The 13,138-nt window shown below is 36.6% G+C and carries 14 protein-coding genes; 7 read left to right on the forward strand and 7 right to left on the reverse strand.

Annotated features, from left to right (window positions below; genetic code table 11):
* Positions 1-4: 4 nt before the first annotated feature.
* From QP953_RS26785 to QP953_RS26815, 7 genes are all read left to right on the forward strand, one after another.
* Positions 5-1,174: a hypothetical protein gene (locus QP953_RS26785; protein WP_309553464.1), complete on the forward strand. Its 1,170-nt coding sequence runs from the start codon at positions 5-7 to the stop codon at positions 1,172-1,174.
* A gap of 69 nt (positions 1,175-1,243) precedes the next feature.
* Positions 1,244-1,741, forward strand: a complete 498-nt coding sequence (locus tag QP953_RS26790; protein WP_052599155.1) for a 3'-5' exonuclease — start codon at positions 1,244-1,246, stop codon at positions 1,739-1,741.
* A gap of 513 nt (positions 1,742-2,254) precedes the next feature.
* On the forward strand, positions 2,255-2,437 hold the full coding sequence (locus QP953_RS26795) for a hypothetical protein (protein WP_156039869.1): 183 nt from the start codon (positions 2,255-2,257) through the stop codon (positions 2,435-2,437).
* Between the two features lie 9 nt (positions 2,438-2,446).
* Positions 2,447-2,977: a hypothetical protein gene (locus tag QP953_RS26800; RefSeq protein WP_052599153.1), complete on the forward strand. Its 531-nt coding sequence runs from the start codon at positions 2,447-2,449 to the stop codon at positions 2,975-2,977.
* On the forward strand, positions 2,978-3,589 hold the full coding sequence (locus QP953_RS26805; RefSeq protein ID WP_052599152.1) for a hypothetical protein: 612 nt from the start codon (positions 2,978-2,980) through the stop codon (positions 3,587-3,589).
* 377 nt (positions 3,590-3,966) lie between these two features.
* Positions 3,967-5,133 carry an aminotransferase class V-fold PLP-dependent enzyme gene (locus tag QP953_RS26810; protein WP_309553465.1) on the forward strand — a complete coding sequence of 389 codons (1,167 nt, stop codon included), beginning with the start codon at positions 3,967-3,969 and terminating at the stop codon, positions 5,131-5,133.
* Positions 5,134-5,150: 17 nt separating this feature from the next.
* Positions 5,151-5,432: a hypothetical protein gene (locus QP953_RS26815; RefSeq protein ID WP_052599150.1), complete on the forward strand. Its 282-nt coding sequence runs from the start codon at positions 5,151-5,153 to the stop codon at positions 5,430-5,432.
* On the opposite strand, the gene QP953_RS26820 is transcribed toward QP953_RS26815, so the two are convergent.
* From QP953_RS26820 to QP953_RS26850, 7 genes are all read right to left on the reverse strand, one after another.
* Complete coding sequence (locus tag QP953_RS26820; RefSeq protein WP_309553466.1) at positions 5,429-6,232, reverse strand: MBL fold metallo-hydrolase; 804 nt, start codon at positions 6,230-6,232, stop codon at positions 5,429-5,431. The genes QP953_RS26815 and QP953_RS26820 overlap by 4 nt on opposite strands.
* A gap of 3 nt (positions 6,233-6,235) precedes the next feature.
* Positions 6,236-7,612, reverse strand: a complete 1,377-nt coding sequence (gene radA / locus QP953_RS26825; RefSeq protein WP_052599148.1) for a DNA repair protein RadA — start codon at positions 7,610-7,612, stop codon at positions 6,236-6,238.
* A 197-nt stretch (positions 7,613-7,809) separates the two neighbouring features.
* Positions 7,810-8,874, reverse strand: coding sequence for a nucleoid-associated protein (locus QP953_RS26830; protein ID WP_052599147.1), 1,065 nt, complete (start codon positions 8,872-8,874; stop codon positions 7,810-7,812).
* Positions 8,875-8,883: 9 nt separating this feature from the next.
* Positions 8,884-10,167: a lipase family protein gene (locus QP953_RS26835; RefSeq protein WP_309553467.1), complete on the reverse strand. Its 1,284-nt coding sequence runs from the start codon at positions 10,165-10,167 to the stop codon at positions 8,884-8,886.
* Between the two features lie 140 nt (positions 10,168-10,307).
* A complete protein-coding gene (locus QP953_RS26840; RefSeq protein WP_309553468.1) occupies positions 10,308-11,309 on the reverse strand; it encodes a zinc-binding dehydrogenase in 1,002 nt (333 codons plus the stop codon).
* A 110-nt stretch (positions 11,310-11,419) separates the two neighbouring features.
* Complete coding sequence (locus QP953_RS26845; RefSeq protein WP_309553469.1) at positions 11,420-11,989, reverse strand: leucine-rich repeat domain-containing protein; 570 nt, start codon at positions 11,987-11,989, stop codon at positions 11,420-11,422.
* A 114-nt stretch (positions 11,990-12,103) separates the two neighbouring features.
* Complete coding sequence (locus tag QP953_RS26850; RefSeq protein WP_052599143.1) at positions 12,104-13,009, reverse strand: hypothetical protein; 906 nt, start codon at positions 13,007-13,009, stop codon at positions 12,104-12,106.
* Positions 13,010-13,138 lie beyond the last annotated feature (129 nt).

Here is a 13,138-nt window from a genome sequence, read left to right on the forward strand (position 1 = left end):
TATTATGCCTACTCAAAGAGAAAAAATTAGATCGCTTTTTTACTCCACAGATCCAGAGAATAGAGCCTTAGCCTTTGAATTAGCAAAAGGCTTGGGTTGTCGTGAGGAAGTGATCAATGAATTTTACAAAGCCCTTCAAGAATTGCCTTCTTTTGAGCAAGATCGCTCCTATTGGCTCGAGATTTTTAGAGAAGATTGTGAAGAAGACAATATAGCCTTTCCTACAGATGCCCTAGATTTAAAACAAGCACACATTCATAGTTTTTGTAACGTCCATTTTCATCCTTCTATGAATTTAAAAGGAAGTGTTGGCATCAATAAAGAACAATCAAAACTGACAACGTTTCCCAAAGTTTTGTTGAACTGCCAGTTTATTACCAAACTCAATCTTTCTTGGAATAATATCAAAGAAATTCCTAAAGAGATTGTGCAACTACACAACTTAATTCGGCTCGACTTGTCTTGCAACAATGAATTGCGCAACTTGCCCGATGAGTTGGGACAACTACCTGCATTGAAAGAATTGATTCTTTATGGGATTCCAGGTATTTTTAGCACGCCCCAACGCCAAGTGTCTGGGCAAGACACTTATGCCTATGATTTTCCTTCCTGCATTCGCCAAATGAAACAACTGGAGCATTTGGACTTGGGAGATGTGATTGTTACAGAAATTCCCGAATGGCTTCACGAGCTGCGTCAATTAAAGTATTTAACGCTATTTAGTGGTATGGGAAGCAATCCCTATCTAAAAATTCCTAAAACCTTTACGCAATTATCAAACTTAGAGCTCTTGCAAATCAATGCCTATTCTGTTGATATTCCTGAAGACATTGACAAAATGCAATCCCTTGAATGCTTGGTTATTGAACCAGCTGTTAGCATTCCTAATACGATCAAAAATTTAAAAAAACTTACCTACTTAGATTTGAGTTACCTTTCTTATGATGCGAAATTTACTACTGTTGAAGGATATGAATCTCTTTTTGACATTGATGACAAAGGAATCCCTGATGGAGTTTCTAGAATTCAAATTTATGGCTGGGAATGGCTCAAAGAAATGACTTGGTTAAAAGAGTTTACCTTTAAACATATCAAACCTTATGCGTTTACCAATATAGAAAGACAAGAACTAGAGACAGCTTTGCCCGATTGTACATTTATTTTTGAAGCTTAACCCCCATTCTAATTTCCCTATTAACAATCATTCACAAAAATTAGTGAATGACTCTATTAACTGTATAAAATGAATCCTATGAATTTTGTAGCTATTGATTTCGAAACGGCGACCTATCACAGATACAGCGCTTGTGCTATCGGACTTGTAACGGTAGAAAATGGTATTATTACCGATAAATATTACTCTCTCATTCAACCACCTGGCAATTTATACACTTGGCAAACAATTCAAGTACATGGCATTCAGCCTCACGAAACAGCGGGTCAAGCGAACTTCCTAGATTTGTTTCCCGATATTATCAAACGAATAGAAAGTCAAACGTTGGTTGCTCATAATGAATCTTTTGACAGAAGTGTTCTAAAAAATTCTATGGCTTATTATGGTTTGAATTACGATGATTATGACCTTGGCTATCGTTGGGAATGCACCTGCAAAATCTACCGATCTAAAGGCTATAAACCTGCTAAATTGAGTGCTTGTTGTGCCCGAAAAGGAATTGAGCTCAATCATCATCATGCACTTTCGGATGCAGAGGGCTGTGCTCAATTGTATTTACAACGTTAAGTTCTATTATTTTGCACAGCACCTTGTTGTCAAAACTTCATTCTTATAGTTTTTCATTCAAAATGAAATTGCATTCTATTTTTTTATCTATGAAAATGTGTATACTACCAACATTAAGCATCAATTGTTAGTCCATAATTCGCTATTTTTGAACTAACAAAACAGGGACTTATTTGTGTAATAACAGTTCCTACACCACAACATAGCGATATATTTATCATCCAACTCTATATAGCCTCTGGTTTAAGCGCTGCTTAATAAATAAATAACAGCCTATATGGTGCAATTTTTGAAGAAAGATTTATATGTTTACACTATAATTAGAATTGTCATTCCCCCCATTCTTTCATTGGTATGACAATTCTAGATATCCGATACAATTTATTATTTCTAACATCTATCTTAATTAAAGTCATCTCTTATATGCTTTAGCAAGTATTTGAACGATCCCTATTCCTCTCACAATACAGTACCTAAAAGCATCTTATTAAGATACAAAATGAAATGAATTATATGGCAGAACGATTAACTCAGTTTTATGATGAAGCGCAAAAATTAGGCGGGCTAAAAGCAAAAATCAGACTTGCAGTTATTACTCGAACCCCTAGTGTCAAAGCCGCAGAAATTGAAGATACCCAAGAACTTATTGGTACTTTCCAAGATGCTATGGAAGAAATAAAAAAGGAATTTAAATAAAGAACAACTATGGCTATTGTAATAAAAGATAACATACAATACAATCATCAGTTTGATGAAAAAACCAATAGACATTATATAAATGGTATCTTGTCGGTTTTGCACTGTCATCACTATACTTGCTTATACACTCAATTGGCTTTAGATGCTGGTGAAACAGATTTATTAAAAGAATGTGCAAGAGAAAGTTTTCGAGACTTATTAATCCAGTACTTTTCCAAACATCCAGAACACTCTACCATTAAAGAAAAAGTCACTATTGCCAGTCAATATTATTCCTTGTTGGGATTAGGAAAAATGAACGTCAAATTCATTGGAAAATTTAGTGGTGCTGTCGAACTTCCCTTCTCTCATACCGATAGCGGTTGGGTAAAAAAATGGGGGGTTTATGACAAACCGATTAATTACATTTCTGGCGGATTTATTGAGGCATTATTTGCCGTTTGCCTAGACATGTCTCCCAATTCCTTTCAAGCAGTAGAAGAACAAAGTATTGTTATGGGTGCCCCCACCTCTTTTTTTAAAGTAACTCGAAGATAAATGGCTATAGATAGAAAAAAGATCATTCAACAAATGTCTCAAATAGACATGTTGCCAGATGAAAATGGTATTATAGAAGGTTTTAATGTAACCGTCAACCAACTTCCTACTGATTTTTGGAATGCGTTTGCCGAACGCTTATCGTCCAAATCATCTCCCGAAATGCGTTTCTATAAAGAGTATTTATTATACAACGCTGCTCATGAATGTGGGTATCATACAGGTTATGGTATTATTACCTCAGATGAATGGAATGCTGTTGTTGGACCAATGTTAGAAAAAATTCCAGAAGATATTCTACATGGTGCTTTTGCTGTATTCACCGCTTGGGGTTGGGCAAATACAGAAATTGTAGAGCTAATTCCAAACGAGAAGATGGTTGTAAGAGCCTATGATTATTATGAAGCTGATATTGTAGATTATGGCCATTCCTCTAAGATGAGTGCTTACATGGTTAGAGGCGTTTGCGCTGCTTTTATGGAATTGGCTTATGCTGGTGATTACGATCCTAAAGGCAAACCAATTGGAACCTATGAGTGTGAACAAGTCAAAGGTATTGAGTGTGGTGATGCTTACGGTGAATTCATCGTCACCAAAGCTAAAGAATCTTAAAAACAGGTCTGATTGAGTACGCTGTCTGCTACATTCTATTGTTTTAATGGTTTTTCTCTGTTTTATTTAAACGGATGCAGGGGATTAGCAGACAGGGTATTTAAATATATGTCTACAATATTAGTAGTTCGTTGATTATTCCCTGCGGTCATGAGGTCGCAAGCTTAGTTACCTACGGTGCTACTTCGTGGTAGCTCGCTACGCTCATGACCTTGGGCTTTTGTGCTACTAGCACAAGCCTACTCGGCAAGCTTAGTTTTTTACTTTTTCACCAAAAAGATAAAAAAGCATATTTATATTAGTTTGATAATTAAAATTTTAACACAAAATGCAGTAAATTCATAAATCATTAATTATCAATCAAATAAAGTTCCTCAATGAACTATTGCAATATGGAAGAGTATGTCTACTTGAATAATGCCGCTACCAGCTTTCCTAAACCACCTTCGGTAGTTGATGCTGTTACGAAGATATTGATCCAACCACCTCTACATAATTCTAGAAATAACCTCTCGCAATCCAAACAGGCTATACAACAAAACTGTAGAAAGGCTCTTGCCACCTTATTTAATGCTCCCTCTCCCTCTGATATTGTCTTTACTTCTAGTGCGACAGAGTCCCTTAATCTTGCACTGAAAGGAAGTAACTGGACGGGAAAACACGTATTGACAACAAGTCTTGAGCACAACTCTGTCTTGAGAGTTTTAAAGACCATGGAACGGGAACAACAAATTCGTTTGACGATTATCAATAGTGATCGGTACGGTAGGATTACGCTCAATTCTATAGAAAAACACATACAACCAGATACCGTTGCTCTAGTCCTTAATCACTGTTCTAACGTAATGGGGACTTTAAATGACTTAAAAACAATTGGGCGTTTCTTAAAATCAAAACACATCTCTTTTGTGGTAGATGCTGCTCAAAGTGCAGGGCTTTATCCTATTGATGTTCAAGATATGTTTATTGATATTTTAACGTTCACTGGACACAAAGCACTTTATGGAACTTCTGGCATTGGTGGCATTTATATTCGACAAAATATTGCATTAGCACCGTTGAAAGTTGGTGGTACTGGCGCTCAGAGTGATTTGCTATATCAGCCCACACACCGTCCAACTTACTACGAGGCAGGCACTAGTAATATAGTAGGTATTGCTGCTCTTGATGCAGGCCTTCAGTTTATTCAAACAATAGGTCTTGATATTATTCGTCAAAAAATTCAGAAACAAATTCAAATTATAAAAGATTCCTTTTCCACTTATCCTCTAATTCGAATATACGCTCCTCTCGAACAACAAACAACCATTCTATCCTTTACCATAGATGGTATAGAAACAGCTGATATTGGCTATTTGCTAGAACAAAACTATCAAATAATCGTTCGTACAGGTTTGCACTGTGCTCCTCTTGTTAATGCGCCTATCAATGCTCCTAAAGACGGAACGGTCCGTGTTAGTCCCTCTTTCTTTACAACCAATGCCGAAATTGAATATTTTATTAAAGCAATTCAAGAAATTCTTTTAATGACAAACAACCACTAAAAATTATATTTACACTTATGAAGATACTTGAAATGCACCATGTAGAGGATTGTTTGGATGGATCCATGATCAAAGAAATTATTTTATCTCGACCACTTGATGCCAACCATATTAAAAACTTAGGAAAAGAAGGGAAGCTACAATATTATCCCCATTTTGCTAGACCGTTTTTTAAACTTAGAATAGACGGAAAATTAAACCTAAAAGGAATTGAAGGCAATACTAGTATCCGAGCTCGAATAGAGACACCTGTTGAGGAACATATAGAACTTTTAACTCAATTGATACACCAATCCTAACTATTTCTTTCAGCATCTCTAATCGCAGAACATACCATATTAATACCAGACAGCCAGCCCCCAGATAGCAATCGAATCAACCACTGTTCCTTCATCTTAATTTCTTTCATAATGCTTGAAGGACTAAACCCTTTCTGATGCAACTCAACTACTATTCCATAAAAGTTTTCCAAAAACTGTAATTTCTTTGTAAATCGCTCTACAAAGGAATCTTCTTTAAAACTGTGGCTACAAAAATACCGATGAACATCTAATTTTAATACTTTTTTCAGCGACTCTATTTGCTCTATCACACTTTCCGTTGCCATAAAATAACGAATGTAATGGTGAACATACAAATCTCCCGAAAACAGCCAGCCTTGATTCGGTTCATACAAGCAAATATGATCTTCCGAATGACCAGGCGTATGCACGACATGAAATTTGTATCGATTGGTTTCTATGGTTTTATCAACAGGTTGAATGCCCGATACAGCCGTATTAGCCCCCCATGTTTTTCGCTCTATAAAACAAACAGGCGGAGGGGATTCCATCAGCTTGGCACAATAGGCATGTGCATACATAGGAACATTTATCTTCTGTTTTAAAGCTGCTAGGTTGCCTGTATGATCTTCGTGATGGTGTGTTAAAATAATTTGCTCTATTGGCAAATCACCAAACGCCTTCATGACCTGTTTTTGTGCATTTCGATGCCCTGTATCAATTAATAAACCATCGACAAAGAAAGCATTTACTCCCATTTGTGGAATTGTTTTTGACTGAGGAACAACAAACCGAAAACGCTGAACGAGCTCTTCCATTTTCTATGCAAATAAGATATTATACAGTTCTTCTACTTTTCCTACAGGTATAATTTCAATATCATAATTCTTTTGATCAATTCCTTTCATATTAAACCTAGGTACAAATATCTGTTCAAATCCAAGGCGATTGGCTTCCTGAATCCGTTGCTCTGCTCGTTGTACAGAACGAATTTCGCCCGACAAACCAATTTCTCCTGCAAAACAAATATTACTAGGCAAAGAAACATCCTCTAGAGAGGAAATTAGAGCGCAAACAATCGCCAAATCTATCGCTGGATCATTCACTTTGATGCCTCCTGCAATATTGAGGAATATATCATTGCTCACAAACTGAAACCCGCAACGTTTTTCCAATACAGCCAACAACATTCCCAATCGACGCAAATCAAAGCCTGTCGCAGAACGTTGAGGGGAACTATAAACAGCCGTACTTACCAGTGCTTGGGTTTCTATCAACATCGGTCGAATTCCTTCTAGGGTAGCTGCAATAGCCGAACCGCTTAAGTCTTCTTCTTTTTGTGATAATAATAATTCTGATGGATTAGAAACTTCTCTCAAACCAATCCCTTGCATCTCATAAATTCCTAATTCCGAAGTAGAACCAAAACGATTCTTAATGGTACGCAAAATGCGATGTGTGTAGTTTCGATCGCCTTCAAATTGCAGCACAACATCTACAATGTGTTCCAACACTTTGGGTCCTGCAATAGCTCCTTCTTTTGTGATGTGCCCAATGATAAATACTGGCACACCGCTTTCTTTGGCATAACGCTGAAACTCCGTAGCACATTCTCGTACTTGCGAAATGCTTCCTGGTGCCGACTCGATGTGTGCCGATGTAATGGTTTGAATAGAATCTATAATTAAAATATCAGGTTCCAACAATTGTGCTTGCATCAACACATTAGACAGACTGGTATCTGACATAATGTAGCAATTCTCAGGTGTTTTCCCCAAGCGGTTTGCGCGCATCTTAATTTGTTCTTCGCTTTCTTCTCCAGAAATGTACAATATTTTTGCTTCCAAAGAGAGCGCCAATTGCAGCATCAATGTAGATTTACCGATTCCTGGCTCACCGCCTATTAGCACCATCGACCCATCAACAATACCTCCCCCCAACACACGGTTGAGTTCACCATCATGTGTCTCTCGGCGTTGCGTGGTACCTGTTTCAATCTGTGCTAATTTTTTGGGTCTAGGTTTTTCTTTTTTGGTGCCTTTCCGCCATATATTTTTAGCCTCTTGTTTAGCACTTTCTTTAACTACAATTTCTTCTTGGATGGTATTCCATTCCTCACAAGCATTGCACTGCCCTGTCCATTTAGAATAAGTAGTTCCACAACTTGTACACGCAAATACTTTTTGAACTTTTGCCATTGGTTCTTTTTTTATTTTAAGGTAGCATATTCTTACAATACGGCTTCAATTATACGCAAAAAAATGACAACAATCAAGTTATTAATTGGTGAATACCTATTGACCTGCTTAGAGCATCATACCTATTCTTAGAAATACAATAGCCCACTAATAAAATTAGTAGGCTATCATAATTATGTACTTGCCTTTCCAAAAGGTTACTTTTCATTATTAAAATAAATCTTATAATACTTCATTTCCTTTTCTTCATCGTACCCTCGCTCCAAAAAGCCATCGGCTTGCGCTTGAGAAGATAAAATTTTAATTTCCATTTGCGTGTCCAATTGAATATTGTTTTTGAAACCTCGTTTCGCTTTTTTAACAACAGGCTTATCAATATAGAACGGTTCTTCGGCTGTATCTTCAATTCCTAATTTTTCTTGAAAATCCTGTTTGTGTGCTTCAAAGGCATCTATTTTCTCATAATTATCTTCAAAAATCATTTCTTTAAACTCCGCTTCATCAAACTCCTTATAGTGCTCAAAATAATCTTTGGAACGATTTAGAAAATCCACACGCTCGTGTTTATCTTCTTCCTTAAAAGCCTTTTTCCCAAACTCCTTACACATCTCTAGATAAGATTTGGTATGAAAGCGACTGTCTTGAACTTCTGTTATCATCAAAAATTCATCTTTCCAATATTTAGCATCGGCACTTTTTAAGTCAATAGAAACAACTCGATAACCTGTTTCTTTGCTTGTATTAAATACTAAGCAACCTTTATCCAGTTTAGAAATATCTGTCCCTTCTTCAAAATCTAAGGTCCATTCCTCCTCTTCGTCCAACTTAAGTTTCAGGTAGGTATCTTTGTTTTCGGCTTTAAAAATCCCAATCGCATCTACCATTTCATCGTTGACAATACAATCTTGAAAATATGCAATATAGAGTTCTCCCCCTTTCACTTTTACATGATTCGACTTATCGTATAGATGCTTTAGAATATTTATCGACTGTTCATAAAAATTAGCCTCAACATCATCAAAAATGTACGAACAATAATTATAAATTTCGTTCATACTCAAATCTACCTCATGGTTAAATTCATAATTTTCTTCTAACTTAAACCCACTAAGGAAATAAGACATCAACACATCCAACAATTCATCCGTTAGATTAAATAATTTTTTGGCAATACGGATGCCTTCGTCCTGAGATTTGTTGCCAACCTTGTGAAGCACCAATTTAGTCATGGTTACTTCATCTATATGTATATTCTGTTCCATTATAATAATTTATTTACAATCTTTTCTTCCGTAGTAAAGATAAGGATAACTATCATCTATTTGGGGCAAATGAGCTTTTTCTTCTTCTGTTAGTTGTTCATAAGCAGCCTTTACATACCATTGAGGATTGTGATAATGCAGAATTCCCATTCCAATACAAATTGTTCCACTCAGTTGATTTCGTCGAATCCTGCGCGCATTTTTCCTATCTTTGGTATCTATATAAGGATATCTTTTAAATCCTCCCGTTACCACGACTCTTTCTTTTGCTTTTTTGTACAATTTAAATTTTCCTAATTTTTCTTCATCGTACCAATTGCGTTGTCCAACATAATGATACTTGTACCCAGGCGCCCAAAGCAGCGTAATAGGATCTTTAAAATATTCAAATCGTTGAATTCTATTGGGTAGCAATTCATTGGCTTTTTTAATAAAAGCTTTGTTTCCTATTGTACGAGGACAAGCATACGCATACACATTTTGTACATTCAAACCATACGATTTTAAATACGTACCCGTTATCACAGAAAGTGCCCCTCCCAAACTATGCCCTGCGACCCATATTTTTTTATCCTTGGCATTAAACTGTGCCAACGTCGCAATTAATTCATCTCGAATCAAATCAAAACTTAGCCAAAACCCAGTGTGAATTCGTGTTCCTGCCAGAGCTCCGCCTGCTGGAGTTTGATTAATTCTCAAATCAGTTCCAAACCATTCTGCCCATTTATTCTTTCCGACATCATCTGTTCCTCGAAACAAAATAAAAATCGTTTCAGGTGTTGAAATAACCATCAATTCAGGATCTAGCCCTGATTTATACTTAAAAATCCCCATAAACCGAGCACTCTGCGTATGAATTTTATGAATAAACTTAAAACGAGTATGCCGATCATACCGTTTATCCAAACGCTGTGACTCTTCTAGTGCCTCTATTTCTAATGGATTATTAAAATAATGCTTAAACCGCTCTGCATAGACCTCTTGAAAGTTCGTATCTTTGACCGCACAATGCGAACGAAACCAATCGGTTGATTGTAGTGTGTCAATCGGTTCACAACCATTGGCTAAATAACGCATTTGATAATCCAAACGCTCCAAATACATCAATTCTGTCATCTTAGCAAGAATAAAGGCATTCACATTATTGACACCACTTGCTGTATCATTAAAATATTGAATGCATTTCTGCTCATAGGTAGGTGGATCAAATGTATAACTTTGGAGTCCTTGCCCCCATATAGTTGGCGTTAATACACATAAATATCCCAATAAGAGGTAAAGTTTTTTAAACATTGCTTTTGTATTATGAATCATATTACTCCACATAGTAGCCACCTTATTAGTAATTTTTTGTGCTGCTAACTATTGAGGCAAATAATTGAAAGAAAGATAAGCCTTTTTTTCTCGATGACATCTAATAGCAATTTTAGTTCCTAATCCTCCATTGAGAAAACAATTTTTCCAAATTGTTTTCCTTGATCCATATAATCAAATGCTTTAGCCCCTTCTTCTAATTTCCATGTGCTATCTACCACTGGAATCAATTGAGTGGTTGCAACAAATGTTAACATTTGTTCAAACTCCTTTGTGTTTCCCATGGTAGCCCCCAAAAGAGACAATTGCTTCCAAAATACCTTTTGAGGATTCACTTTAAAACTACCTCTTGTGCCTCCATAAAATACAATCCGTCCTCCCATATTGGCTACATCCAAGAAATATTTAAATCCGTCTCCTCCTGCACTATCTACAATCACATCAAAGCCTCCTTTTGCTTTTTCTTGCAATAGTTTGTGCCAATTTTCTTCTTTGTAAGAAACGCCTCCTTTTGCTCCCAAGGCAATGGCTGCTTCAATCTTTTCCTTAGATCCAGAGGTCACATAGACTTCTGCGCCTGCCGCAATGGCAAATTGACAAGCAAACAAAGCCACTCCTCCACCTACTCCAGAGATTAGAACACGTTCTCCTTTTTGCAATTGAGCACGAGAAAACAAAGCTCTATAAGCCGTCAAGCCAGCTAAAGGCAAAGCCGCAGCTTGTTCAAAAGACAAATGACTAGGTGCTTTTCTAATTTGATCGACATCAACAGCTATATACTCTGCAAAACATCCATTGTCAGGCATTCCTAAGATACGATAATTGTTGGGTTGTACATTGGGAGCACTATCCCAGCCAATACTTGGATTCAAAACCACGGATTGATTCAACCAAGAAGAAGAAACATCCTCTCCAACTTCAATCACTTCTCCTGCTCCATCTGAACCTAGTATAATTGGTGTGACAACACCAGGATACAACCCCTGTGTAATGTAAACATCTCGATGATTGATGGCTGCTGCTTTTATTTTTACCAGTACTTGCCCCTTTGTAGGAGTTGGTTGAGGCATTTCTTGACAAGTGATCGGTGTTTTAGGTGCTTGAAGTGTTAAAGCTTTCATGATGATTCGTTAGTTAGAAACACAAGCAAACCATACACCTTTACAGTTGATAGTCTTTCTTTGTCGGAAAGATGTACACATAAGTGGTCAAAAACTTACAGCGATATGATTTACTTTCGTTTTTCTGAGCGTAATATAATTTTGGTGTAAGGTAGCCACTTTCTAAAGATTTTTCGTTGTTCTTCTGTGAAATTATTGCCACCAATATAGATTGCATTTAACTTTTCTAACTTTGTTAAGTCCTTTGGCAACTCACTCAAGTTGTTGTTTCTAAGATCCAATACCTCCAAATTCGATAAACCTAGAATGGCCTTCGGCAAATTGGAAAATTTATTATCACTAATATTAAGTCGCTCCAAATGATTTAATTTTTTGAGTGTCGCTGGTAATTCCTCCAAATTATTACCAGCAAGATTTAAACGCTTTAGGTTGCTCAACTTATCGATGTATTCAGGCAATTCTTCCAATGTATTATTTTGAAAATTGAGTCGTTCCAATCCATCAAATAAAACAATGTCTTTAGAGATATGTGTCCATGAGGCACTGTTTACATTCAGTATTCTAGTATTTTTAGCCTCAGATTTTTCGGAAGGGCTTGCCTGCCAATGCCCTTCTGGCAATTGTTGCTTGGAGCAGCTTAGGGCACATAAAACAGCAGCAATAAATGTAAAATAATTCATAAGGGATATTTTTTGAGATTTACAAAACAGCCACTCTACACAACCATTTTCAAGTTGGCAAATAAGCTCTTTGATCAACATTAGTGTCGTTTAATGGAATGTTAAAAGGACTTTTTAACTAAATACACCCGTTCTTTCTACAATAATAGGAAACTCTTTATAAATACTAAAAGGTTTGCCTGCACGCAGGCGTTGCTTTAATGGCGCCAACAAATCTCGAATCCGTTTAGACTTAATTCTCTTATAAGATCGGTGTAGCACAATCGCAAAATGAGGTTCCATACGCACCTGTTTTCCATTAACCCAATACACCCCACGTTTCATGTACATAATTTCGCCTAGTTTATAGGCTTTGCCTCTAAATTCTTCTGTTGATCGCCATTTTAGTAGTTTTCCAATCACCAACACATAGTCGTATTCTACATTATGATCATTGATAGCGTCTGAGTTACTCTTTTTCTTTTTGTAAGGGTAATCTGCCAATATTGTTACCGGTTGAATAACCATATAGGGCTTGCCAAGCATGTACTTATAGTCTCGTTTCAACTGCTCTTGCAATTCACTCTTAGTATACCGCTTGATATCACGATGATCCTCTTTTGAGTTCTTGGTAATATCCAACTTAGCTTTTCTTTTTTCTTTTTTATATGGAAGAATGGGATCTGGCTTACTTGATAAAGCTCCTAAGATCTCTCCAAAAAGTCCTGTCCCGTCATCTTCCTCATCATCCTCTTCATCATTATCAAAAAAGGAAGCCAAATCTAAATCATCTTCGCTATTGGTCGTTTCAGGTTCGTCCTCAAAGAACGATGCTAAGTCATCCTCCTCTCCTTCATTGTCATCAAAAAAAGAGGCTAAATCATCATCCTCTTCTTCGTTTTCAAAAAAAGAAGCCAAATCATCTTCGTCTTCATCATTTGCAAACAAAGAGGCTAAATCGTCCTCGTCATTTTCATCCTCTTTAAAGAACGATGCCAAGTCATCATCTCCATCTAATATATCATCCAAATCCTTTGCCATTGTATGTTTTTTAGCCTAGCACATTGTAAAGTAATTCTCTAAGAATAGTTACAGCGCACCAGCATATGCTGTCAAAAATAGTGAAAATAGGTTTAAAGATACCTCTAAAAATATTTACTCCTTCTTAAT

The organism is Aureispira sp. CCB-E (assembly GCF_031326345.1).
GTDB lineage: Bacteria > Bacteroidota > Bacteroidia > Chitinophagales > Saprospiraceae > Aureispira.

Coding starts and splice junctions, on each gene's coding strand:
- radA (WP_052599148.1), bottom strand. CDS start 7,612: ATGGCAAAAGTTCAAAAAGTATTTGCGTGTACAAGTTGTGGAACTACT.
- QP953_RS26790 (WP_052599155.1), top strand. CDS start 1,244: ATGAATCCTATGAATTTTGTAGCTATTGATTTCGAAACGGCGACCTAT.
- QP953_RS26845 (WP_309553469.1), bottom strand. CDS start 11,989: ATGAATTATTTTACATTTATTGCTGCTGTTTTATGTGCCCTAAGCTGC.
- QP953_RS26830 (WP_052599147.1), bottom strand. CDS start 8,874: ATGGAACAGAATATACATATAGATGAAGTAACCATGACTAAATTGGTG.
- QP953_RS26800 (WP_052599153.1), top strand. CDS start 2,447: ATGGCTATTGTAATAAAAGATAACATACAATACAATCATCAGTTTGAT.
- QP953_RS26785 (WP_309553464.1), top strand. CDS start 5: ATGCCTACTCAAAGAGAAAAAATTAGATCGCTTTTTTACTCCACAGAT.
- QP953_RS26850 (WP_052599143.1), bottom strand. CDS start 13,009: ATGGCAAAGGATTTGGATGATATATTAGATGGAGATGATGACTTGGCA.
- QP953_RS26835 (WP_309553467.1), bottom strand. CDS start 10,167: ATGTTTAAAAAACTTTACCTCTTATTGGGATATTTATGTGTATTAACG.
- QP953_RS26820 (WP_309553466.1), bottom strand. CDS start 6,232: ATGGAAGAGCTCGTTCAGCGTTTTCGGTTTGTTGTTCCTCAGTCAAAA.
- QP953_RS26795 (WP_156039869.1), top strand. CDS start 2,255: ATGGCAGAACGATTAACTCAGTTTTATGATGAAGCGCAAAAATTAGGC.
- QP953_RS26840 (WP_309553468.1), bottom strand. CDS start 11,309: ATGAAAGCTTTAACACTTCAAGCACCTAAAACACCGATCACTTGTCAA.
- QP953_RS26805 (WP_052599152.1), top strand. CDS start 2,978: ATGGCTATAGATAGAAAAAAGATCATTCAACAAATGTCTCAAATAGAC.
- QP953_RS26815 (WP_052599150.1), top strand. CDS start 5,151: ATGAAGATACTTGAAATGCACCATGTAGAGGATTGTTTGGATGGATCC.
- QP953_RS26810 (WP_309553465.1), top strand. CDS start 3,967: ATGAACTATTGCAATATGGAAGAGTATGTCTACTTGAATAATGCCGCT.